Origin of the sequence: Streptomyces sp. NPDC057854, from assembly GCF_042797055.1 — a bacterium.
In the GTDB taxonomy this organism is placed as follows: domain Bacteria; phylum Actinomycetota; class Actinomycetes; order Streptomycetales; family Streptomycetaceae; genus Streptomyces.
The window spans coordinates 75,057-98,003 of the sequence record NZ_JBHVMF010000008.1 but is presented as its reverse complement, the minus strand read 5'-3'; the positions used below and the strand labels follow the sequence as shown (position 1 = coordinate 98,003).

The window sequence follows — 22,947 nt, the reverse complement described above, 5'->3', positions numbered from 1 at the left end:
ACGGGAGGTGACGGCGGGTCAGATGGAGGCTGCCCCCGCCGGCGGCGGGGCGAACGGCGTCAGCGCGACCGTGATGTTGTCGTGTCCGCCGCCGTCGAGGGCGTGGCCGACGAGGACCCGCGCCGCGTGCAGCGGGCGGGCCGCCGCGTCGGCGGGGACGGCGCCGGCCATCGACTCGGCGGCCTCCGCGTAGTTCCACAGGCCGTCCGTGCACACCACCACGACCCCGGCCCGGTCCGGCTTGAACGCGGCGGTGTGCGGCTCCAGTTCGTACGCGTCGGCGCCGAGCCAGCCGGTGATGGCGTGGGCGCGCTCGTCCGCGTACGCCTGCTCCTCGTTCATCAGGCCCGCCTTGACCATCTGCGCGGCCCACGAGTCGTCCTCGGTGAGCCGCGCGGCGGGCGCGGACCGGTCGTCGGGCACCCAGTAGGCGCGGCTGTCGCCGACCCAGCCGACGACGAGCAGGTCGTCGGTGACGACGGAGCCGACGATGGTGCAGGCCGGCGAGTTGCCGCCGTGGAGGGAGGCGGCGCTGCCGTCGTCCGCGCCCGCGGTGCGGGCCAGGGCGGTGACGGCCTCGGCGGCGGCGACGATCGCGTCGTGCATGGCCTGCTGCGGGTGGGTGCCGCGGGGCAGCGCCTCGCCGAGCACGTCGCCGGCGGCGCGGGCCGCGGCGGCGGACGCCTCGTCGGGGCGGTGCGCGGAGGACACCCCGTCGCAGACGATGGCGACGGCGGCGGGCCGGCCGCCGGGCAGCGTCGTCTCGGTGATCGCGAACGAGTCCTCGTTGCGGTGGTGGCGCAGCCCCCGGTCGCTGACCGCCGCGACCGAGCCGAGCTCCCGCTCCATGTGGTCCCGCGCGCGCGGTTGCGCGTGCCCGCAGTTCTCGCAGTACCCGTCCCCGTCGACCCGCCCGGCCCGGCAGGCCACGCAGACCCCGTCGGGCACGTCCCCGCCGGCCCCGGCGGACCCTTCCGCCCCGGCCGGCTGCCCGGACGGTCCCGTCGCCGGGTCGACCCGGACGGCGGCGCGCGGATCGGGCGCGGCCAGCTCGAAGTCGCCGCCGCCGCGCACGGTCGGCCCGCTCGGCCCGCTCGGCACCGCCCCGCTCGCCGGCACCTGCGCGTCGCCCGGCGCTGCCGCCCCGCCCGGCTCCACCGGCCCGCCGCCCGGCGCCGCCGTCGCCCCGCCCGGGTCCGGCAGGCCGTCCGTGCGGACCGGGACCGTCGGGAGGTCGCGGCCGCCCGAGTCGGTGCCCGGCAGGTCGCCGGGGTGCTGGGTCATCGTCGAGAGCGAGCCGGGCTCCCGGGGCGGCGCCTCGGGCCAGACCGGCGCGGCGATCGGCATCGTCGGCCGGTCCTCGCCGGCCGGGGGCGTCACGACGGCGGTCAGGTCGTACCCGCAGGCCCCGCAGTAGCGGTCCCTCGGGTCGACGGGCTCGGCGCACTCCGGGTTCGGGCAGGCGTCGAGTCCGTGCGCCGGCGGCTGGGGCTTCTGGGACATCCTCACACCCACGTCCTGGGGCGGTAGCGGTTGGCCCGCTCCACCAGTTCGATCCTCTCCTCGCCCCGCTGGGCGAGCCGGGCCAGCACCCGGTAGGCGCGCTCCAGGCCGAAGCGGAGCCCGTTCTCGTCCAGCGCGCTGCCGAGCAGCGGCTCCCCGCCGCCCGGCGCGGCACCGGGACTCCCGGAGAGTACCCAGTCCAGGGCCGTACCGAGCACCTCCGCCGACAACCGCTCCCGGCGCACCGGGTCGAGGCCGAAGCCGCCCAGCGCCGACACCTGCGCGGCGGCGGCCGTCAGGTCCGCGCCGAGCGGTTCGCCCGGCGGGCGCCGCCGCAGCCGGGCGCGGACCGCCGCGACCCGGGCCGCCGTGTAGTGGATGGACGCCTCCGGTACGGATTCGAGAGCGGCGACCGCCCCCGCGCGGTCCCCGGCGGCGAGCCGCACCCGGGCCAGCCCGAACGCGGCGCTGACGAAACCGGGGTCGGTCGTCCACACCAGGTGGTAGTACTCGGCCGCGTTGTCGAGCTGGCCCAGCACCTCCGCGCAGACGCCCAGCGCCAGCTTGGGCGCCGGCTCGCCGGGGAAGGCGTCGTACACCGCGTCGAAGGCGAGCGCCGCGTGCGTCAGGTCGCCGCCCACCAGCGAGGCCACGCCCCGGTGCCACACCACCCGCCAGTCGTCCGCGTCCCACTGCTCCAGCGCGTCCAGCGTCTGCCCGGCCGACACCAGGTCCCGCAGGTCGAGCTGGGCCCGCAGCGCCCGCAGCCGCAGCTCCGGGGTGTCGGCGGGCGCGGCCCGCAGCGCCGTGAGGAGTTCGGCGGGCGCGGCGGCGAGCAGGCCCGCGAGGAAACCGGCGTTGGCGTCCGCCGGGTCCACCCGCGGCACCGGCAGCGCCAGCGCGGTGGCCGCCGTGTCGAGCGGGGCGAGCAGCTCGGCGAGCGTCTGCCCGGCGGGGATGCCCGCGGCGGCCGGGGCAGCGGAGCGCCGGGCCCGGCCGGTGCGGCGGGCCCCCAGCAGCGACACGTCACCGGTCTGCTCGGCGAACAGCACGGTGTCGGTGACCCGGGTCTCCGCGGTGAAGAGCGTCGACAGCGCCGGCCGGGGCCGCCCCGACTGGAGGGCGACGACCTCCCGCAGCACGCCGGTCAGCTGCTCCGCCATCTCCTCGGCGGAGGCGAAGCGGCGCGCCGGGTCCGGGTCGGTGGCCCGCACCAGGAACCGGTAGAACGACTCGTACCGCTGGAACACCTCGATGTGCTGCGGCTCCGGCAGCGAGTCCGCGAAGACGGTGGTGTAGCCCTGGAAGTCGAAGGTCAGCACGGCGAGCGTGCGGGCCACCGTGTACAGGTCGCTGGCGACGGACGGCCCGGCCTCGGCGACCTCGGGCGCCTGGTAGCCGACCGTGCCGTAGATCGCGGACTCGGTGTCGTCCATCCGCCGGACCGCGCCCATGTCGATGAGCTTCAGCTGGTCCTCGGTCTGCAGCGCGTTGTCCACCTTGAAGTCGCAGTACAGCAGGTTGCGGCTGTGCAGGTGGCCCAGCGCCTCCAGCGCCTCGATGCCGTACGCGCACGCCTGCTCGACCGGCAGCGGGTCGCGCCGGCCCTCCGGGGTCCGCCGGTCGTTGGCGATCTCCTTGAGGGACTTGCCGCCGACGTACTCCATGACGATGTAGCCGTCGAGGGAGCCCGTGCGCGCGTCGAGGTGCTCGACGAAGTTGTAGATCCGGACGATGTTGGCGTGCTCGATCTCGGCGAGGAAGCGGCGCTCCGAGATCGCCGCCGCCATCGCGTCCTGGTCACCGGTGTCGAGGAGGCCCTTGAGCACCACCCACCGGTCGGCGACCGCCCGGTCGACGGCGAGGTAGATCCAGCCGAGGCCGCCGTGCGCGAGGCACCCCGCCACCTCGTACTGCCCGTGCACCACGTCCCCGGCCCGCAGCTTCGGCACGAAGGAGTACGGGTGCCCGCACGAGGTGCAGAAGCCCTCGGTGCGGCCCGGCCGGTCGCCGCGCGAACGGCCCACCGGCGCCCCGCAGTCCGAACGGGAGCAGAATCGCTTCCGCTCCGGCACCTCGGGGCGCGCCATCACCGCGGCGCGCGGATCGGGCCGCGGCACCTCCGGGATCGCGACCAGCCCGGCGCCCAGCCGCTTCCGCGCCGACCGGTCCGCGCCCGTCCCCGAGCTGCGCACCGACACCGAACGGCCCGTGGCCCGCCCGGACAGCGACCGCGACAGCCGCCCCGACACCGAACGGCGGGACGACGACGAGCGCGACGAGGCCCGCGACGACGCCCGCGAACCGCTGCGCGCCGACGACGGGTCGGGACCCCAGCCGGTCGCCTCCGACGGCGCGCCGAAGCCCGCGTCCGCGCCGCCGCGCCTCCCCGGCACCGCGACCCCGGTCGGATTGGCCCGGAGGTGCCCGCTGGGCGCCACCACCGGCGCGAGCCCGCAGGTGTCGCAGTACAGCTCGCCGCCGCCGACGTCCTCGTACGCGCCGTCGCACGTGGGCCGCTGGCAGCTCCCCGGCGCTCTCAGACCGCTCACCACTGTCGTCCTTCCGTCTCCCGCGGACCGGACAGCAGCTCCGCCACCGCCCGCTGGTAGCGCAGCACCGCCTGCTCCGCCGCCCGCAGGTCGCAGGGCGCGCTCCACAGCATCCGGCGCGCCGTGTCGTACCGCTCGGTCAGGAGCGGGTCGTCCGCCCCGCCCAGCCGGGCCGCCTTCGCCCGGTACGCGTCGAGCCGGCCGCGCAGTTCCGCCCGCACCGCCAGCGGCGCCGTCACCGCCGTCAGCGAGTCCCGGGCCCGCAGCAGCTCCTCCTCCGCCTCCCGCTCCAGCGCGTCGAGCAGCGGCGACAGCCGGTGCCAGCGGGCGTGCCGGCGGTGCTCGGCGGCGGCCTGCAGCCGCTCCTGGAGCGCCGTCGGCGGCCCGCTCACGGCCGGCACCTCGGAGGCGGCGATCTTCGCCAGCACCTCGCCGCGCGCCACCCGCGCCTCCGCGAGGGTCCGGTCCGCGCGGGACAGCACGTCCCGCAGCCGCAGCAGCCGCTCCTCGGAGTCCTGCCGGACCGCGAGGACCGCCTCGATCTCCCGCCGCACGTCCTCCAGGGCGAGCGCCGCCCGGTCGTACCGCGCGGTGTCGGGCCGGCCGCCGCCCGGCGCCGAACTGCCCGCCGCCGGCCGCCAGAACGCCAGCGGGTCGGTCACCACCCGGGCCCGCAGCTCGGTCAGCTCGGCGGTGATGGCCTCCAGCTCGTCCCCGGCCGGATGCTCCCCGGGCCGCACCCCGACCGAGTGCGCCAGCGACCGCGTCCGGCCCAGCTCGGCGGCGAGCAGGTCTATCCGCGCGGGCAGCGCCGACCACACCGCGTCCGCCGTCACCACCACGTCCAGGGAGGCCGCGTACAGCTCGTTCATCCGCCGTATCAGCCCGTCGAGGCTGAACCGCTCGGCGAGCAGTGCCCGTTCGCCCGCGCCGCCCGGCACGTGCACCGCGTCGCCGCGCAGCCGCTCGGTCAGCTCCGCCAGCTCCTGCGGCGTCGGCCACGCGTGCCGCGACCGCAGCTCCCGGGCCTCCCGCAGCGCCGCCGTGTACGCGTCGAAGCACGTCCACAGCACGGTGATGGTCCGCTCGGTCGCCTCCCACCGCTCCCGGGTGACGCCGGTCAGCTCCGCGCCTTCGAGGAGCCGCCGGCCGGCGTGGTCCTGGAGCGCGAGGAGCGAGTCCTCGACCGCCTTGTGCTCCGCGCCGAGGCGCGCCAGCGCACGGTCCACCTCGTCCCGGTCCATCACCGGCCCAGGGGGTCCCGTGACGCCCATCGCTCTCCTCATCTCCTTCTACCTGTACAGCGGGAGGGGCGGTTCGGCCTTCCCGAGACCCGCCTCCAGCCAGGTCCGGTACGCCTCCTGCCAGGGCCCCTTCCGGTAGTCCTCCAGCACCTTGTTGACCCGGCGGACCAGGTCGTCGTCGCCCAGCTCGGCCGCCACCCCGTAGTACTCCTCGGTGAACGGCTCGCCCTTCAGCTCCACCCCCGGGTCCTGCGCGGCCTGCCCGGCCGCGAGCGCGTTGTCCGTGACGATCGCGTCGACCTCGCCCATCTGGAGCCGGGCCAGGCAGTCCAGCTGGTTGGGGACGGTCAGCAGGTTCCGGTCGGCGGGGGTGCCGTCGCCCTCGTCCTTGAAGACCGCGCCGTACGACCGCTCCTCCAGCGCCTCGTAGGCGGTGGAGCCCTCCGCGGTGCAGACCCGCTTGCCCTTCAGCGAGGCGTCGTAACCGGTGATCGGGGAGTCCTTCGGCGCCAGCACCTGCTGCCCGGCGCGGAAGTAGGCGGTGGAGAACGCCACCTGCTGGAGCCGCTTGCAGTTGATCGTCATCGTGCGGACCACCAGGTCCACCTTGCCGCTGTCCAGGGCCGCGACCCGCTGGTTGGTCGGCACGGCCCGCAGGACCGCCGCGTCCTCGTCGCCCAGGATGTCCTTGGCGATGGCCCGGGCCAGCGCGATGTCGAAGCCCTCCAGGGTGCCGGTCTCCGGATCGCGGAAGCCCCAGCGGTAACTGGACTGGTCGACGCCCACGAGCAGCTTGCCCCGCCGCTTGATCTCGGCGACCGCGGGCCCGTCCACGGTCGAGGGCCGCAGCGACGCCTGCGGGTTCTCGCAGGTGTCCGCCTTCACCTGGACGCCCGTGCCCACGCCCGGGCCGAAGGGGCCGGCGGGCGGCTCCGCGCCGCCCGCGTCCCGGGTCAGCGGCAGCAGGGTGAGCGAGGCGGTCAGCGCGCAGGCCGCGCCCATCGCGGCCACCCCGCCCCAGCCCCGCAGCCGCCGGGCCGCCCGACGCGCCGCGGGCTCGCCGTCGCGTGCCATCACGCCCCCTCTCACCGGTACTCCGCCAGTCTTCGGTTGATGCCGAGCACCGCGGCCAGCGCGCCCAGCGCCCCGAGCGCCGCCGCGCCCGGCGGCAGCCCGCCCAGCGCGTCCACCGCCCCGCGCGCGGCGCCGGTGAACTCGTCCTGCTCGTGGGCGAGGGCCCGCTCCAGGGCCGCGTCCACCTGGTCGAAGGCCCAGCCGGCCGACTCCTTCGGCTCCGCCTCGCCCTTCGGCCCCACGATCAGGTCCAGGGCGCCGCGGTAGTCGCCGTCCTCGCCGCGCTTCCGCGCCTCGGTGTGCCGCGCCCGCCACTCCGCGACCCGGGCCGTCGCCTCGGCCAGCGGGGCCCGCCCGGCCTCGTCGTCGGCGAGCCGCGTCGCCCGGGCGAGCGCGTCGGTCAGCGCGCCCATCTCGGCCGCGTACTCCGCCTCGTACTTGTCGTCCTTGCCGTCCTCGGTGAGCACCGCGCCCCGGGCGACCTGCGTCAGGTTCTCGTTGGCGCGGGCTCTCAGGGAGCTGATCCGCGCCTCGTTGAGCAGCTGGAGCGACTGCTGTCCCTCCGCCTGCGCGGCGCCCAGACCGGACCGGGCGACGGTGTGCGCCCCCGCCAGCCACAGCAGCACCACCACGGAGGCGGCCGTCGCGGCCAGCAGTCCCCGGCTGAACACCCGGTTGGTGCGCCGGAACTCCCGCCGCTGCGCCCACCCCAGCGCGCCGAGCGCGAGCACTCCGGCACCGAGGGCCAGGTAGGGCCAGGCGCGGGCGTCGTCGTCGTCCTGGTGCAGCCGGGCGGTCTCCGCCGCGTACAGCCGCTCGGCGGCCGGCAGCAGCCGGGTGGCCATCTCCTGGTTGGCGTACCGCAGATAGGCGCCGCCGAGCGGCAGGCCCTGCCGGTTGGCGGCGCGGGCCCGCTCGACCAACCCGGTGTAGCGGGGCAGCAGTTCGCTGAGGGCGGTGATCTCGCGGGCCGACTCGCCCGAACCGTCCGTGTTCGCCGCCGCCTTCACCAGGAGCCGGGACGCCGTCGCGATGTCCCGGTCGTAGCGGGCGCGGGACTCGGCCGGTTCGAGCGTGCCGGCGAGGAAGCCGGCCGCGGCCGTCGAGTCCGCGTCGGCGAGCGAGCGGTAGATCGCGGCGGCGTCGGCGCTCAGCGGCTGGCTGCGCCCGACGACGTCCTCGGCGGAGCCGGCCCGGTCGGCCGCCTCCAGACCGGCGACCGTGCCGAGCGCGAGCACCAGCAGCGCGAGGACGGCCCCGAGGATCCGCAGCCGGCCCGGCTCGGTCGTCGCGGCCTCCCGCAGCACCTCGCGTCCGGTCGCCCACGCCCCCCGCGCGGGCGGCGGGGCGGCGCCGGCGGCGGCGGCGCGCGAGACCTGTCCCGGCACCGACGGCCGCGCGGGCGCGGACGCGGCGGATGCCGGGTGCGGCGCCGCGGCGGGCGCGCTCGGCGGTTGTGTCACGTGACCTCCCCCTCGGTCTCGACGTCGATCGACCCCGGCGAGCAGTATGGCCGCAGCCGGCCCGCCCGCACACCGGGAATGACACGATCTTGTGCCTATCGTGCCGCACGTCCCGGGGACTTGGCCGGACGAGGCCCCTCTCGCACCCTCCGCCCGCCCTCCCCGGAACCCCCGGATCCCCTCCCCGATCCTGCTCGAAATCCCCTCGAACACCACTCACTCTGAATACGCCGGAACCCCCGGATCGGTTCCGCCTCCGGGGGTCCCTCGAACAGGTGAACATGCCGCTGCGGCCGGCGGCTTCAGCCCGCGTAGTGCGCCCGCAGCCGCGCCGCCGCCTCCGGTCCCGCGCCGGTCTCGTCCAGGGCGAGCAGCCCCGCGCCCAGCACCGGCGGCGCCGTCACGAACCGCACGACCGCCTTCGGCGCCCGCTCCGCGAGGAGCCCGAGGATCCGGGACTCCAGCTGCGGGTGCCGCGCGGCCAGCACGCTGCCGCCGAGCACCACCGGCGCCTCCTCGTCCAGCAGCCGGAGCCGTCCCAGCGCCACCGCCGACAGCGCCACGACCTCCTCGGCCATCCGGTGCACCAGCGCCAGCGCCACCGGGTCGCCCTCCGCCGCCACCCGGAACAGCACCGGCGTCAGCTCGTGCCGCCGCTCGTGCGGGATCCGCCCCAGGTGCACGGCCTCGATCAGCGCGTACATCGTCTCCAGGTCGAAGTGCGCGGGCAGCGCCCGGGCCAGCTCCGTCGGCTCGCCCCGGCCGTCCTCGGCGCGGGCCGCGAACCACATGGCCTCGTCGGCGAGGCCGCCGCCCCCGCCCCAGTCGCCGGAGATCTTCCCGATCGCCGGGAAGCGGGCCGTCCGCCCGTCCGGGGTCATGCCCACGCAGTTCACCCCGGCGCCGCAGACCACCGCCACCCCGCGCGGCTCGTCGAGCCCGGCCCGCAGGATCGCGAACGTGTCGTTGTGGACCCGTACCGACGCGCTCCACCCCCGCCCCGTCAGCTCCTCCGCCAGCGCGGCCTCCTCGACCGGCAGGTCCGCGTTGGCGAGGCAGGCGGTCACGTGGGCGAAGGACAGCGGGACGCCGGCGTCCGCCGCCGCCCGCCCCACGATCTCCGCGAGCCCGTCGACCGCGGCCGCCACCCCCACCACCGGCGGCTGGAACCCCCCGCCGCGAGCCGTCCCCCGCACCGTCCCGTCCGGCGCGAGGACCGCCACGTCGGTCTTGCTGTTGCCCGCGTCGACCGCGAGCAGCCCCCCGTTCACGCCCACGCGAGGTGCTCCCGGTTGTGCGCGATCAGCCGGTCGGTCAGGCCCTCGGCGTACGCGTACTGCCCGACCAGCGGGTGCGCGAGCAGCGCCTTGAAGACCCGCTCCCGGCCGCCCCGCAGGGCCGCGTCGAGCGCCAGGTCCTCGTAGGCCGTGACGTGCGCGATGAGCCCGGCGTACAGCGGGTCCACCGGCGCGACCGGCAGCGGCACCGCCCCGCCGGGGCCGACCGCCGCCTGCGTCTCGATGACGGCGTCGTCCGGCAGGAACGGCAGCGTGCCGGCGTTGAAGGTGTTCACCACCTGGTACGGCGAGCCCGCCCCGCCCAGCAGCGAGGCCGCCAGGTCCACGGCCGCCTCCGAGTAGAAGGCGCCGCCGCGCTTGCCGAGCAGCGCCGGCTTCTCGTCGAGCGCCGGGTCCCCGTACATCTCCAGGAGTTCCTTCTCCATCGCGGCGACCTCGGCGGCCCGCGACGGCTTGGTGCGCAGCTCCTCGACGACCTCGTCGTGCGCGTAGAAGTAGCGCAGGTAGTACGAGGGGACGACGCCGAGCCGGTCCACGACCGGGCGCGGCAGGCGCAGGTCGGCGGCGATCGCGTCGCCGTGCTCGGCGAGCAGCCGGGGCAGCACGTCCTCGCCGCCGGGGCCGCCGAGCCGGACGCCGGTCTCCCAGGTGAGGTGGTTGAGGCCGACGTGGTCGAGGTGGACCTCGGACGGGGCCACGTCGAGGAGCTTCGCGAACTTCCGCTGGAAGCCGATGGCGACGTTGCACAGCCCGACGGCCTTGTGCCCGGCCTTCAGCAGGGCGCGGGTGACGATGCCGACGGGGTTGGTGAAGTCGATGATCCAGGCGTCCGGGTTGGCGCGCCGGACCCGCTCCGCGATGTCGAGGACGACGGGGACCGTGCGCAGCGCCTTGGCGAGGCCGCCGGCGCCGGTGGTCTCCTGGCCGACGCAGCCGCACTCCAGCGGCCACGTCTCGTCCTGGTTCCGGGCGGCCTGGCCGCCGACGCGGAGCTGGAGGAGGACGGCGTCGGCGCCCTGGACGGCGGCGTCGAGGTCGGTGGTGGTGGTGATCCGCCCCTCGTGCTGCTGCTTGGCGAAGATCCGCCGGGCGAGCCCGCCGACGAGGTCCAGCCGGTCGGCGGCGGGGTCGACGAGGACGAGTTCCGTGAGGGGCAGGGTGTCGCGCAGCCGCGCGAATCCGTCGATCAGTTCGGGGGTGTAGGTCGAACCGCCCCCCACGACAGCGAGCTTCATTCTCGTATCAGCCCTTCACTCCGGTCAGGGTGACTCCCTCGACGAACGCCTTCTGCGCGAAGAAGAACACGAGGATCACGGGGGCCATGACCAGGACGGTCGCGGCCATGGTCAGGTTCCAGTCGGTGTGGTGCGCGCCCTTGAAGGACTCCAGGCCGTAACTGAGCGTCCAGGCGGCCGGGTTCTCGGAGGCGTAGATCTGCGGCCCGAAGTAGTCGTTCCAGCAGTAGAAGAACTGGAAGAGGGCGACGGCGGCGATGCCGGGCTTCGCCATCGGCAGCACGATCCGCAGCAGGGTGCGCAGTTCGCCGCAGCCGTCGATGCGGGCCGCCTCGACGTACTCGTCGGGGATGGTGAGGAGGAACTGGCGCAGCAGGAAGACGGCGAAGGCGTCCCCGAAGGCCAGCGGGATGATCAGCGGCCACAGCGAACCGGAGAGGTCCATCTGCTTGGCCCAGAACAGGTACATGGGGATGATCACGACCTGCGGCGGCAGCATCATCATCGAGATGACGAGCAGCAGCGACAGGTGCCGGCCGCGGAAGCGGAACTTGGCGAGGGCGTACGCGACGGGGACCGACGACACCACGACGAGGACGGTGCCGAGTCCGGCGTACAGCAGCGAGTTCTTCCACCACGTGAGGAAGCCGGGCGTCTCGAAGACCTTGGCGTAGTTCTCGAAGTGCCAGGTGTTCGGGGTGAGGTCGCGGGTGAGCGCCTGCTGGTCGCTCATCAGCGAGGTGAGGACGACGAAGACGAACGGCAGGACGAAGAAGAGGGCCGCGGCGATCCCGAGGGAGTGCACGGCGATCCAGTGCAGCAGGGCCTTGCGGCGGGCCGTCCGGGCGGCGGGCGCGGTCAGGGACACGGTCATGGTTCAGTCCCCCGAGCCGATCAGGCCGCCGCGCCGCCGCATGAGCAGGGCGGTGAAGGCCATGGAGAAGGCGAAGAGCACGAGCGCGATGACACAGGCCGCGCCGTAGTTGAACTGGCTGAAGCCGAGGCTGTAGACGAGCTGCGGCAGGGTGAGCGTGGAGTCGTCGGGGTAGCCGGGGACGAAGGTGACGCCGGAGCCGCCCATCACGCCCGAGGCGACCTTGGAGGCCACGATCGGCTGGGTGTAGTACTGCATCGCGCCGATGACCCCGGTGACCAGGGCGAAGAGGATGATCGGCGAGATGTTCGGCAGGGTGATGTGCCGGAACCGCTGCCAGGGTCCCGCGCCGTCCAGCTCCGCGGCCTCGTACTGCTCCTTGGGCACGTCGAGCAGGGCGGCCATGAAGATGACCATGAGGTCGCCGATGCCCCACACGGCGAGGACGGTGAGGGCCGGCTTGGCCCAGTCCGCGTCGTTGAACCAGGCGGGGGCGGGCAGGCCGACCGACTCCAGGAGCGAGTTGACCGGCCCGGTGCCGGGGTTCAGCAGGAAGACGAAGGCGAGCGTCGCCGCCACCGGCGGAGCCAGGTACGGCAGGTAGAAGAGGGTACGGAAGACCCCCGCGCCCGTCTTGATCTTCGTGATCAGCAGGCCGATGCCGAGGCCGAAGACCACCCGGCAGCTCACCATGACGACGCACAGCCAGAGGGTGTTCTGGAGCGCCGGCCAGAACTGCGGGAAGGACGTGAGGACGTACGTCCAGTTGTCCAGGCCCCGCCACTCGGGCGGGTTGAGCCCGTCGTACTTCATCAGCGAGAAGTAGACGGTCGAGACGAGCGGGTAGGCGAAGAAGAAGCCGAAGCCGATCAGCCACGGCGACATGAAGGCCAGGGTGCGCAGCGCGTTGCGGCGCCGTTTGGCCCGCAGCGTGTTGCGGGCCCCGGGGGCGGAGGCGGCCGGGGCGGCCGCCTCCGTCGCGGGGAGAGTGTCCGTGCTCATGAGCGGTGTCCGGCCGTCACTTCGCCGCGGCGATGTCGCGGTCGATCTGGGCGGCGGTCTCGGCGAGGCCCTTCTTCAGGTCGGTGACCTCGCCCTTCTCGTACCGCTGGGCGAACTTCTGGAGGGTGTCCTGGTACGCGGAGCCGTTCACCGCGCCGTCCGAGGTGGTGGACTTCGGGTGCTGGGCGATCTTCAGGAAGGTCGTGAAGCGCTCGTCGACCTTGAGGTCCGGCGACTTCAGGGCCTCCAGGGTGGAGGGGACGTTGCCGATGGCGTTGGCGAAGCCCACCACGGCCTCGGTGTCCGTGGTCATGTACTTGACCAGCTCCCAGGCGGCGTTCTGCTTCTTCGACTGCGGAGCGATGCCCATGATCGTGCCGGAGAGGTAGCCCTTGCCGTACTCGGCGACCTCGTCGTCCGCGACCGGCAGCGGCGCGACGCCGACCTCGAACGGGACCTTGGCGTCCTTGAGGAAGTTCAGCCGCCACTCGCCGTCCAGCTGCATGGCGACCTGGCCGGTGTGGAAGGGGTGCTTGGCGCCCCACTCGTCGCCGAAGGTGGTGCGGTACTTGTCGAGCTTCTGGAAGCCGCCGAGCGCGTCCACCAGCGACTTCTGGTACGTCATCATCTCGGCGAACGCGGGGTCGGTGCCGACCGCCGACTTGCCGCTCGCGTCGAAGTAGCCGCCGTGGCTCCACTGCGACATGTAGTGGGAGACGACCGTCTCGTAGCCGAGGTAGTTCGGCATGAAGCCGAGCCGTTCGTACGAGTCGCCCTTGGCCTTCGTCAGCTTCTTCGCGACCTGGGTGAACTCGGACCAGGTCTTCGGCGGGGCCTCCGGGTCGAGGCCGGCGGCCTTGAAGGCGTCCTTGTTGTAGTAGAGCCCGTACGCGTCGGAGAGCAGCGGCAGCGTGCAGCGCTTGCCCTCGAACTGCGTGTAGTCCTGGAGGACCTTCGGGAAGACCTTGTCGAGGTCCAGCTTGTCCTTCTCGATGAACGGCTTCAGGTCGGCGAGGGCGCCCGTGTGGCAGAACTTGCCGACGTTGGCCGTGGTGAAGGAGGCGACGACGTCGGGGCCGTTGGAGCCGCCGGCGCGCAGCGCCTGGCCGAGCTTGTCGTCGTTGATGTTGCCGACGACCTTCACCTTGATGTTCGGGTGGGCCTTGGTGAAGCGGGCGACGTTCTCCTCGATCGCCTTCACCTCGGACGGGGCCGACCAGCCGTGCCAGAAGGTGAGGGTGGTCTCGGCCTTCGGGTCGTCGGAGGCCGCGTCGCCCGCGGAGCCGGTACAGGCGGTGGCGAACAGGGCGAGCGAGGCGGTGGCGGCGAGCGCGGCGGCGGCTCTGCGGGCGCGTACGGGCATGGCGGTGTCTCCCTTGGCGGGCTCTGAGGGGAAGGAAGGGGAGCGGACGGACGGGGCGGGGACGGGGGTCAGCGCGAGGTGTCGAAGACCTCGTCGCGGGTGGTGGCGAGGGCGCTCTCCAGCGCCCCGCGCAGCACGGGCTCGTGCGGGACGGCGGTGAGGACGAGGCGCGGCCGGGAGGCCGCGAGGTCGGCGAGCTCGGCCTGGACGCGGGCCCGCAGCGGTTCGCCGCCGGCGACGAGGACGTCTCCGGACAGCACGACGAGTTCGGGGTCGAGGACGGCGACGAGCGAGGCGAGACCGGTGGCGAGCCGTTCGGCGTACCGGTCGAGCAGTTCCGCGTACGGGCCTTCGTCCGGTGTCTCGGCGGCCCGGGCGAGCAGCCCGGTCGCCACGGGCACGTAGGGCTGCTCGGGGGTGTCGAGGCCGGCCGCGCGGGCGAGGCGGGGCACCGACTGGACGCCGGCGAGCTCCTGGAAGCCGCCGGAGTTCGCCTGGGTGACCTGGCGGACCAGCGGGGTGCCGGGGACCGGCAGGAAGCCGACCTCGCCGGCGCCGCCGGTGAAGCCGCGGTGCAGCCGGCCGCCGAGCACGAGGGCGGCGCCGAGGCCCTCCTCGTTCCACAGCAGCACGAAGTCGTCGTGGCCGCGGGCGGCGCCCAGGGCCCGTTCGGCGACGGCCACCAGGTTGACGTCGTTCTCGTACTCGAAGGGCATGGGCAGCACCGCGGCCAGCTCCTCCAGCAGCGTGGGGGAGTGCCAGCCGGGCAGGTGGGAGGCGTAGCGGAGCCGGCCGGTGGCCGGGTCGAAGGCGCCGGGGGTGCCGATGACCAGCCGGCGGACGTCGGCGCGGGTGAGCCCGGCGGCCTTGACGGCCCCGTCGAGGGCGTCGGTGACCTGGCGGACCACGCCGTCGCCGGTACGGCCTCCGGTGCGGAGCTCGTACTCGCCGGCGACGGCGCCGGTGATGTCGGCGACGGCGGCGCGGATGCGGTGCTGGTTCACGTCGAGCCCGGCGGCGTACCCGGCGGTCGGTTCGAGCGCGTACAGCTGGGCGTTCGGGCCGGGGCGGCCCTCGGTGGTGCCGGTGACGCGGACCAGGCCCGCCGCTTCGAGGCGGGCGAGGAGCTGCGAGGCGGTCGGCTTGGAGAGGCCGGTGAGCTTGCCGATCCGGGTCCGGGAGAGGGTGCCGTGCTCCAGGAGGAGGTCGAGGGCGGCGCGGTCGTTCATGGCCCGCAGCACGCGCGGGGTGCCAGGGGTGCCCTGGGTGCCTGCCATGCCGGTCGCACCTGCCTTCCACATGCCGCCCACACTGTTAGGAAAGTTTCCTATCGGGTTGGGAGGACGGTAGGACGGGCGTCGCCGGGGCGTCAATACCCGCACACGCACGACACCCCCGACGGCAACCGAAGCGTTACCGGCGGGGGTGTCGACGAGCGGGCGGTACGCCCGGGGTCAGGGCTTGTTCAGGTCCGGCCGCGGCAGCGGCGTCGCCGCCGCCGACTGCGGCGAGGTCGCGCTGGAGAACGCCGACGGGGCCGCCATGCCCGCCGTCGGGTCGGCCGGCGCCGGCTCCTCCGCCTGCGGCGGCAGCCCGCCGACGATCCGGATGCCGGCCTCGTCCAGCCCCCGCTTGATCCGCCAGCGCAGCTCGCGCTCGACGCCCAGCTTCTTGCCCGGCATCGTCTTCGCGGAGACCCGCACGGTCATCGAGTCCAGCAGCACCTCGGTCAGGCCCAGGACCTCCACCGGGCCCCACAGCCGCTCGTTCCACGGCTCGTCCTTCGCCATGGCCTCGCCCGCCTCGGAGATGACCGACCGGACCGTGTCCAGGTCCTCCGTCGGACGGACCGTCACGTCCACGGAGGCCGTCGCCCAGCCCTGGCTGAGGTTCCCTATCCGCTTGATCTCGCCGTTGCGGACGTACCAGATCTCGCCGTCGATCCCGCGCAGCTTCGTCACCCGCAGCCCCACCTCGACGACCTCGCCGCTGGCCACGCCCGCGTCGACCGAGTCGCCGACGCCGTACTGGTCCTCCAGGATCATGAAGACGCCGGAGAGGAAGTCCGTCACCAGGTTCCGCGCGCCGAAGCCGATCGCCACACCTGCCACACCGGCCGAGGCGAGCAGCGGCGCCAGGTCGATCTCGAAGGCGCCGAGGACCATCAGCCCGGCGGTGCCGAGGATCAGGAACGACGCCACCGAGCGCAGCACCGAGCCGATCGCCTCCGACCGCTGCCTGCGGCGCTCCGCGTTGACCAGCAGCCCGCCGAGCGCCGTCCCCTCCACCGCCTGGGCGGAGCGGTTCATCCGCTCGATCAGCTTCGTCAGGGCGCGGCGGACGGCCCACCGCAGCAGCAGGGCGACGACCAGGATGAGCAGGATCCGCAGCCCGGTGTTCAGCCAGGTGGACCAGTTCTCCTCCACCCAGCTCGCCGCGTTGGTGGCCTTCTCCGCCGCCTCGTCCAGAGTCACGGGGAGGGACTCGGGGTCGGTGGCGGCCGCCAGGACGGACCAGGACACGGGACAACCTCCAGGCATCGCGTACGCAGGCCATCCACCCTAACGGGGCACCCCGGGCGGAACGGTCGCCGTGTTCGAGGGAGAGACCGACCTCACCCGGGCACATACCCGGCAGACATGCCGATGTGGCCGAGAACACGGCCACCACGTCCCCGGCGATCGCGGGAACGTGGTGGCGCACCGGCCAGGCATGAGGAGAGACTGAGAGCAGTTCGTCCCGGCGCGAGCCACGCGCCGCCGGCGTCATAGGAGGCATCCGTGCCGCATGTCCTGGTCCTCAACGCGTCGTACGAGCCCCTGGGCGTCGTACCGCTCCGCCGCGCACTCGTCCTCGTACTGGAGAACAAGGCCCTCTGCATCGAGGAGTCCGGCGCCTTCCTGCACAGCGAGCATCAGGTCGTCCCCGCGCCCAGCGTGGTACGGCTGAAGCGCTTCGTGCGGGTCCCCTACCGGGGGCCCGTTCCCCTGACCCGCAGAGCCCTCTTCGCACGCGACGGCGGACGCTGCATGTACTGCGGGGGAGTGGCGACCAGCGTCGACCACGTCATCCCGCGCAGCCGGGGCGGGACGCACGCCTGGGAGAACGTGGTGGCGGCCTGCCGCCGCTGCAACCACCTCAAGGCGGACCGGCACCTGCGGGAGATCGGCTGGCGCCTGCGCCACCAGCCCGCGCCGCCGACCGGCCTGGCCTGGCGGATCATCGGCACCGGCCACCGGGACCCACGGTGGCTGCCCTACCTCACGCCGTACGGCGCCGAGGACGCGATGGCCCGGATCGACTCCGTTGCCGACACCCCCGCGGGGGTGTTGACGACCGGCTGAGATCCGGGCCTTCCGCGTCCCCGGGCCGGGGCGGGCAGGGGTACGGAGGCGGGGGCGCCGCTCAGCGGGCGGCGCCCTCCTCCGGCGCGCCTTCCTCCGGCGCGCCCTCCCGCGCGTCCCGGGCGTCGCCGCCGGGCGCGTCCGCACCGGGCGAGTCCGTCCCAGGCGCGTGCGTCCCGGCCGGGTCCGCGTCGGCCGGGTCCGCGTCGGGCACCCGCTTCGGCGGCTCCTGCCGGGCCCGCTCCTCCCGCACCGCGTACGTCTCCACCGACCAGAGCGAGTAGCCGTACGGGGTCGCCCGCTTCTCGCCCTGCACCCGCAGGAAGCGGGTGCCGTCCGCGTCCATCCGCACCGCCTCCCGGCCGCCCCGGCCGTCCGTGACGGTCGCCGCCGTACGCCAGTTCCGCCCGTCGGCGGAGACCTGCACCCGGTAGCGGGAGGCGTACGCGTCCTGCCAGTGCAGGACCACCTGGCCTATCCGGGCCGGCTCCGCCAGCTCCAGCTGGAACCAGGCGCCGTCCTCCGCCGGCGAGGACCAGCGGGTCGCCGGATCGCCGTCCACCGCGAGCGCGGCCGGGAAGTCGGGCGTCTCGTCGCCGGACGAGGACGCCGTGGCCGTACGGGCCAGATCCGGGCCGCCGGTGCGCGGATGGGCCCGCACCGTCAGCACCCGCTCCTCGCCCGCGAACGCCACCGGCACCCGGTACTCCCCGGACGGCGTGCCCGGCGCCACCGACACCTCCAGCGGCACCGTCGTCGTGCCGCCGCGCTCCACCGCGGCCTCCTTCGGCAGCCGTACGGTGACGCCCTCCGGCGCCTTCGCGGTCAGCGGGCCCCGCACCCCGGCCGCCCGGTTCCCCGTCAGCCTCAGCTCCACCCGGCCCGCCGCGCCGCCCGCCTCCAGGTCCGTCGCCGCCCGGTCCAGCTCCACGCCGGCCCGCGGCCCGTCCGCGAACCACGGCACCACCGACCGCACGTCGGGGGCGGGCCCGTCACCGTCCCAGACGATCCGCAGCGCCTCCGCGCGCAGCCCCTTCAGCTCGGTCTGCGTCCAGCCCGACGCGTCCAGCGGCCCGACCGCCCGCCAGCCCTCGCCCGCCACGAACGCCTCCACGCGCGCGTGCGGCGCACCGCCCGCGGACCCCGGCGCGGCCTTCCCGGCCAGCACCGTCACCGCCTCCACCGGCCGCGCCCGGTCCAGCTTCACCGTGTACGAACCGGTCGCCCGGTCCACCCGGCGCTCCGGGTCGCGGTCGGTGCCCGTCCAGGCCGCCGCCTCCTTCGCCGCCCGGTCCAGGAACGGGTCGAGCACCCCGTCGCCGACCGTCGCCCCGCTCGCCGCGATCCGCGGGCGCAGCGGCTCCAGCCGCAGCTGCGCCTGCCAGGCCGCCGGGCCGTCGCCGCGCGCCTGCGCGAGGAGCATGTCGACGGCCGCCTCGCCCGCCGCGCCGTACCGGGCCAGCTGCTCCAGCCACGGCCCGGACTCGGCGCGCAGCGCGCCGTCCGCCGTCCCGGCCAGCCGCTCCGGCGCCTCCCGCATCACCGTGAACGCGGCCCGCAGCTCCCGGCCCGCCTTCTCCCGGGCCGCCGCCGGACCCGCCGCCCGGGCCGACCAGAAGGCGCTCATCAGCGGCTTCAGGCCCGCCGACTCGGCGTCCGGGGCGAGGAGCGACGAGGCCGCGTTGCCGGCCAGCGCGCCGAGCGCCGCCCGGGCCGCCGGATCCGGGCCCGCGAGGTCGGCGACGGCCGCCCGCCAGGACTCGCCGGCCCGGTAACCGCGCGGGTTCCACGCGAAGTCGCCGGTGGTGAAGAGCGGGATCCGGGAGGCGGCGGGCTGCTCCATGGCGTGCGCCAGATAGGCGGCGGAACCCGCCGCGACCGCGGGCTCCCGGCCCGTCGCCGGCCCCAGGAAGAGCCGGTCCTGCGCGTAGTCGTTCACCGGGTAGTTGTCCATGGTGACGAGCGGGCGCTGGCCCAGCGCCGCCCGCACCCCGGCGAGTTCGGTGCCGGTGATGGTGCGCGGCACCACCCCGACGCCCGTCCACGCCACCCGCACGCGCGCGTCCAGCGCCCGCGCGAGCGCCGACCGGTACTCGCTGGTGCCCTCCTGGTAGTACTCCGTCGGCAGCACCGTCAGCGGATCGGCGTCCGGATGGTGCTCCGCCAGGTGGCGGGCCACCGCGTTCGCCACGCGCGCGTGGGCGCGGGCCGCGCCCGCCGCGTCCCGCCCGAAGGCGTCGGCGTCCTCGTCGCAGGTCCACTCGCCGAACCCGGCGTCCGGGAACTGGAGCTGGAAGGACCGGAAGCCGAGCTCCCGCATGGCGTCCAGCTTCCGCGTCAGCGCCGCCACGTCCGCGTCCGAGGAGAGGCACATCGACTGGGCCGGGGCCACCGCCCAGCCCAGCGTCACCTTGTTGGCGAGGGCCCGCTCGGACAGCGCCAGGAACCCGGCCCGCTGCGCCGCCGGGTAGGGCTCGCGCCACTGGGCCGTCCGGTACGGGTCGTCACCGGGCGCGTAGAGGTAGCGGTTCTGCTTGGTGCGGCCCAGGAAGTCGAGCATCGACAGGCGCTGCTCCGTCGTCCACGGCGTGCCGTAGAAGCCCTCCGCGACGCCGCGCTCGGCGGTGCCCGGCCAGTCCCGGACGACGACGCCGGGCACCTCCCCGCCGGCCCCGCCCGGGCCCTCGCCGAGGAGCCCGCGGAGCGTCTGCACCGCGTGGAACAGGCCGTCCTCGCCGGTGCCGTCCAGCACCACCGTGTCCCGCCCGCCGAACCGCCCGGTGGCCAGCCGGTAGCCGCCCGGCGGGAGGTCGCCCCGCTCGGCCACCCCGAAGGCCGCCAGCGCCTCCTGGGCCGCCGCGCCGGACGGCCCGGAGAGCCGCAGCACCGGGCCCGCGCCCGGCAGCCCCTCGTGCACGGTCCGCACCCCGGCGTCCGCGAGCAGCCGCCGCAGGGCGGCGAGCGCGGCCGGATCGGCGTCCTCGTCCGCCACCAGGGTCACCCGCTCGCCGAGCCGCACGGCAGGACCCGCGGCCGTCAGCGACTGCGGCCGGGGCCACACCGAGGGCTCCGCCGCCGCGCGGGCGGCCCGGTCGCGGGGCGCGGGGACGCCCGGGGCGGCGGGACGGGCCGCGAAGGCCGCCGGGGAGGCGGGCGCCGCGGGGACCGCCGGGAGGGCGGCCAGGTCGGGCGCGGCGGCGGGCGCCGGGGAGGCGGCGGCCGAACCGGGCACGGCACCGGCGAGGAACCCGCCGATCACGGCGGCGGCGACCGCGGTCGCCGTACGCGGTCCGCGGCCCGGACGCACGGGGGTCACGGGGTCTCCCTTCACCGGGCCCGGGACCCGCCGGGGCGTCAGGAGCGGGCCCCGCCCGGCTGGTTGGTCACGAGCGGGTTACGAGCCCACCACCCGTCGCACGGAGGTGTCAATGCGACGGGGCGAAGTGTCGCCTTTGCCCGGTGAACCTCCGGCGAGCTGTCGTCCTTTCGCCGTGTTCCCCCGGTAAAAGGGGCAAAGCGAGGCGCGGTGGGTAGGACTCCCACTCGTCGCACCCCGGCCGCGGCCACCCGCCGTCCGGCCGCCACCCGTCGAGACGAACCGGGAGACCCCCGTGACCACGACCGCCCGCCCCCTCTCCGGACGGATACGGATCCCGCGCCAGGCCGCCTCCGCCGACGCCCCGCCCGCCGGCGCGGCGCCCGCCCCGGCCGCCGCGCCGCTGACCAGCGAGCCCTCCTGGGCGGCCGCCGCGCCGCTCACCAGCGAGCCGCCCCTGGCCGGCGTCGCCCCCCTCACCAGCGAGCCGCCCCTCACCGGCGCCGCCCCCCTCATCAGCGAGCCCGCCGCGCCCGGAGCGCGGTGCGGCACGGAGCCCCCCGGAGCGTGAAGTGACCCTGGCCCGCCTCGCCGCCCGACACGGCGTCGCCACCGAGTTCAGCCCGTCCGAGGGCGTCGTCCGGCCCGTGCCCGAGGCCACCGTGATCGCGGTGCTCGGCGCCCTCGGGGTCGACGCCGCCACCCCGGAGGCGGTCGCCGCCTCCCTCGGCGCGGCGGAGCGGGCCGACCGGGAGCGGCTGCTCCCGCCCACCCTCGTCCGGCACACCGGCGACGGGCCGCCCGCCCCGCCGACCGGGCTGCCGGACGGGACCCTGCTCCGGGTCACCACCGAGTGCGGCGCCGTGCACACCGGCGCCGACTGGGCGCGGCTGCCGCTGGGCGTGCACACCGTGGACGCCGAGGCGCCCGACGGGCGCACCGGCCGCGCCACCCTGATCGTCGCCCCCGCGCGGGTCCCGGCCCCCGCCACGCGCGCGTACGGCCTGCTCGTCCAGCTCTACTCGCTGCTCTCCGAGCGCTCCTGGGGCATGGGCGACCTCGGCGACCTGCGCGAACTCGTGTCCTGGGCGGGCCGCGCGCACGGCGCCGGCTTCGTCCAGGTCAACCCGCTGCACGCGGGCGTGCCCGGCGCGCCGTCCGACCCGTCGCCGTACCGCCCCTCCTCCCGCCGCTTCCCGGACCCCGTCCACCTGCGGATCGAGCGGATCCCCGAGTACGCCCACCTGGCCCCCGGCCCGCGCGAGGAGCTGGACCGGATCCTCGCCGACGCCGCCGAACTGCGCGCGAGCGTCCTCGACAAGGGCGCCGCCGTCGACCGGGACGCCGTCTGGGCGCTCAAGCTCCGCGCCCTGGAGCGCGTCGCCGCCGTCGAGCTGGGCCCCGGCCGCCGCGCCGACTTCCACGACTTCCTCGCCGAGCGCGGGCGCGCCCTGGAGGACCACGCCACCTACCAGGCCCTCGCCGAGCGGCACGGCCCGCACTGGCGCTCCTGGCCCGAGGCGCTGCGCACCCCGGACGGCGCCCGGGCGGCGGTCCGCGCGGACGGGGGGCTGGCCGCCCGGGTCGACTTCCACTGCCGGCTCGCCTGGCTGACGGACCGGCAGCTCGGCGAGGCCGCCGACGCGGCCCGGGAGGCCGGCATGGCCGTCGGCATCGTCCACGACCTGGCCGTCGGGGTGCACCCGGAGGGCTCCGACGTCTGGGCCCGGCAGGGCGACTACGCGGCCGGCATGTCCGTCGGCGCCCCGCCCGACGCCTTCAACTCCCGCGGCCAGGACTGGGGCCTGCCGCCGTGGCGGCCCGACGCCCTCGCCGCCGCCGGGTACGCCCCGTACCGCGGGCTGCTGCGGGAACTCCTACGCCACGCGGGCGCGCTCCGCATCGACCACGTGATGGGCCTGTTCCGGCTCTGGTGGGTGCCGGAGGGCCGGGAGCCCACCGAGGGCACCTACGTCCGGTACGACGCCGACGCGATGCTCGCCGTCCTCGTCCTGGAGGCGCACCGGGCCGGCGCCCACGTCATCGGCGAGGACCTGGGCACGGTCGAGCCGGGCGTCCGGGAGGCGCTGGCCGCGCGCGGGGTCTCCGGCACGTCGGTGCTCTGGTTCGAGCGGGACTGGGAGGGCGGCGGCGCGCCGCTGCCGCCGGAGGCGTGGCGGCCCGGCTGCGTGGCCACCGCCACCACCCACGACCTGCCGTCCACCGCCGCCCGGCTCTCCGGCGACCACGTGCTGCTGCGGCACCGGCTCGGGCTGCTCCCCGGCGACCTGGGACGCGAGCGGGCCGCCGACGCGGCGGAGACCGCCGAATGGCTCGGGGTCCTCCAGCGGCTCGGGCTGCTCCCGGAGGGCCCGGGCGGCGAGGAGGCCGAGGTGCTGGCCGTCCACCGCTTCCTGACCCGCACCCCGGCCCGGATGGTCGGCGTGTGGCTGCCGGACCTGGTGGGGGACCGCCGGCCGCAGAACCTGCCGGGCACCTGGGACGAGTACCCGAACTGGCGGCTGCCGGTGGCGGACCCCGACGGGCAGCCGCTGACCCTGGAGCGGATCGCCGCCTCGCCCCGCGCGCACGCCCTGCTGCGGACCGTCGCGGAGGGGGTCGGGGCCCGTACGGCACCCCCGGGCGCGCGGGCCGTTTAGGTGTTCGCTACTTTTGCAC

General features: G+C 75.7%; 16 protein-coding genes. 3 read left to right on the top strand and 13 right to left on the bottom strand.

Annotation, left to right across the window (positions count from 1 at the left end; all coding sequences use genetic code 11):
* Nucleotides 1–18 precede the first annotated feature (18 nt).
* From ACFVQZ_RS13900 to ACFVQZ_RS13845, 12 genes are all read right to left on the bottom strand, one after another.
* Nucleotides 19–1,503: a protein phosphatase 2C domain-containing protein gene (locus ACFVQZ_RS13900; protein ID WP_383621914.1), complete on the bottom strand. Its 1,485-nt coding sequence runs from the start codon at nucleotides 1,501–1,503 to the stop codon at nucleotides 19–21.
* 2 nt (nucleotides 1,504–1,505) lie between these two features.
* Nucleotides 1,506–4,055, bottom strand: coding sequence for a tetratricopeptide repeat protein (locus tag ACFVQZ_RS13895; RefSeq protein ID WP_383621911.1), 2,550 nt, complete (start codon nucleotides 4,053–4,055; stop codon nucleotides 1,506–1,508).
* Nucleotides 4,052–5,329 carry a hypothetical protein gene (locus tag ACFVQZ_RS13890; RefSeq protein ID WP_030494022.1) on the bottom strand — a complete coding sequence of 426 codons (1,278 nt, stop codon included), beginning with the start codon at nucleotides 5,327–5,329 and terminating at the stop codon, nucleotides 4,052–4,054. The genes ACFVQZ_RS13895 and ACFVQZ_RS13890 overlap by 4 nt, the downstream gene beginning before the upstream one ends.
* An 18-nt stretch (nucleotides 5,330–5,347) precedes the next feature.
* The gene (locus tag ACFVQZ_RS13885) at nucleotides 5,348–6,373 is read right to left on the bottom strand and encodes a glutamate ABC transporter substrate-binding protein (RefSeq protein WP_051787678.1); all 1,026 of its coding nucleotides are present in this window, start codon (nucleotides 6,371–6,373) and stop codon (nucleotides 5,348–5,350) included.
* 11 nt (nucleotides 6,374–6,384) lie between these two features.
* On the bottom strand, nucleotides 6,385–7,836 hold the full coding sequence (locus ACFVQZ_RS13880) for a hypothetical protein (protein WP_383621907.1): 1,452 nt from the start codon (nucleotides 7,834–7,836) through the stop codon (nucleotides 6,385–6,387).
* Between the two features lie 302 nt (nucleotides 7,837–8,138).
* On the bottom strand, nucleotides 8,139–9,113 hold the full coding sequence (locus ACFVQZ_RS13875; protein WP_383621904.1) for an N-acetylglucosamine kinase: 975 nt from the start codon (nucleotides 9,111–9,113) through the stop codon (nucleotides 8,139–8,141).
* A complete protein-coding gene (locus ACFVQZ_RS13870; RefSeq protein ID WP_383621901.1) occupies nucleotides 9,104–10,369 on the bottom strand; it encodes a 6-phospho-beta-glucosidase in 1,266 nt (421 codons plus the stop codon). Before ACFVQZ_RS13870 ends, ACFVQZ_RS13875 begins: the two co-directional genes overlap by 10 nt.
* Before the next feature lie 7 nt (nucleotides 10,370–10,376).
* A complete protein-coding gene (locus tag ACFVQZ_RS13865) occupies nucleotides 10,377–11,243 on the bottom strand; it encodes a carbohydrate ABC transporter permease (RefSeq protein WP_383621898.1) in 867 nt (288 codons plus the stop codon).
* Between the two features lie 3 nt (nucleotides 11,244–11,246).
* Nucleotides 11,247–12,245: a carbohydrate ABC transporter permease gene (locus tag ACFVQZ_RS13860; protein WP_036414346.1), complete on the bottom strand. Its 999-nt coding sequence runs from the start codon at nucleotides 12,243–12,245 to the stop codon at nucleotides 11,247–11,249.
* Nucleotides 12,246–12,261: 16 nt separating this feature from the next.
* On the bottom strand, nucleotides 12,262–13,608 hold the full coding sequence (locus tag ACFVQZ_RS13855) for an ABC transporter substrate-binding protein (RefSeq protein WP_030494029.1): 1,347 nt from the start codon (nucleotides 13,606–13,608) through the stop codon (nucleotides 12,262–12,264).
* A 68-nt stretch (nucleotides 13,609–13,676) separates the two neighbouring features.
* Nucleotides 13,677–14,885 (bottom strand): ROK family protein, encoded by a 1,209-nt coding sequence (locus ACFVQZ_RS13850; RefSeq protein WP_383621893.1) that lies wholly within the window; start codon nucleotides 14,883–14,885, stop codon nucleotides 13,677–13,679.
* 177 nt (nucleotides 14,886–15,062) lie between these two features.
* Nucleotides 15,063–16,148, bottom strand: a complete 1,086-nt coding sequence (locus ACFVQZ_RS13845) for a mechanosensitive ion channel family protein (RefSeq protein WP_030494031.1) — start codon at nucleotides 16,146–16,148, stop codon at nucleotides 15,063–15,065.
* Nucleotides 16,149–16,388: 240 nt separating this feature from the next.
* Here ACFVQZ_RS13845 and ACFVQZ_RS13840 point away from each other — a divergent pair, with 240 nt between their 5' ends.
* On the top strand, nucleotides 16,389–16,952 hold the full coding sequence (locus tag ACFVQZ_RS13840; RefSeq protein WP_319008399.1) for an HNH endonuclease: 564 nt from the start codon (nucleotides 16,389–16,391) through the stop codon (nucleotides 16,950–16,952).
* A gap of 61 nt (nucleotides 16,953–17,013) precedes the next feature.
* On the opposite strand, the gene ACFVQZ_RS13835 is transcribed toward ACFVQZ_RS13840, so the two are convergent.
* Nucleotides 17,014–20,259, bottom strand: coding sequence for a beta-N-acetylglucosaminidase domain-containing protein (locus ACFVQZ_RS13835; RefSeq protein ID WP_383622241.1), 3,246 nt, complete (start codon nucleotides 20,257–20,259; stop codon nucleotides 17,014–17,016).
* Nucleotides 20,260–20,602: 343 nt separating this feature from the next.
* On the opposite strand from ACFVQZ_RS13835, the gene ACFVQZ_RS13830 reads away from it, so the two are divergent.
* Nucleotides 20,603–20,839, top strand: a complete 237-nt coding sequence (locus ACFVQZ_RS13830) for a hypothetical protein (RefSeq protein WP_383622238.1) — start codon at nucleotides 20,603–20,605, stop codon at nucleotides 20,837–20,839.
* Nucleotide 20,840: 1 nt separating this feature from the next.
* Complete coding sequence (gene malQ / locus ACFVQZ_RS13825) at nucleotides 20,841–22,928, top strand: 4-alpha-glucanotransferase (protein WP_030494035.1); 2,088 nt, start codon at nucleotides 20,841–20,843, stop codon at nucleotides 22,926–22,928.
* The last annotated feature ends 19 nt before the right edge of the window (nucleotides 22,929–22,947 follow it).

Bases quoted from the DNA above. Each gene is read 5' to 3' on its own strand.
- ACFVQZ_RS13855 (WP_030494029.1), bottom strand. From the start codon at position 13,608: ATGCCCGTACGCGCCCGCAGAGCCGCCGCCGCGCTCGCCGCCACCGCC.
- ACFVQZ_RS13900 (WP_383621914.1), bottom strand. From the start codon at position 1,503: ATGTCCCAGAAGCCCCAGCCGCCGGCGCACGGACTCGACGCCTGCCCG.
- ACFVQZ_RS13890 (WP_030494022.1), bottom strand. From the start codon at position 5,329: ATGGGCGTCACGGGACCCCCTGGGCCGGTGATGGACCGGGACGAGGTG.
- ACFVQZ_RS13870 (WP_383621901.1), bottom strand. From the start codon at position 10,369: ATGAAGCTCGCTGTCGTGGGGGGCGGTTCGACCTACACCCCCGAACTG.
- ACFVQZ_RS13885 (WP_051787678.1), bottom strand. From the start codon at position 6,373: ATGGCACGCGACGGCGAGCCCGCGGCGCGTCGGGCGGCCCGGCGGCTG.
- ACFVQZ_RS13865 (WP_383621898.1), bottom strand. From the start codon at position 11,243: ATGACCGTGTCCCTGACCGCGCCCGCCGCCCGGACGGCCCGCCGCAAG.
- ACFVQZ_RS13850 (WP_383621893.1), bottom strand. From the start codon at position 14,885: ATGGCAGGCACCCAGGGCACCCCTGGCACCCCGCGCGTGCTGCGGGCC.
- ACFVQZ_RS13845 (WP_030494031.1), bottom strand. From the start codon at position 16,148: ATGCCTGGAGGTTGTCCCGTGTCCTGGTCCGTCCTGGCGGCCGCCACC.
- ACFVQZ_RS13860 (WP_036414346.1), bottom strand. From the start codon at position 12,245: ATGAGCACGGACACTCTCCCCGCGACGGAGGCGGCCGCCCCGGCCGCC.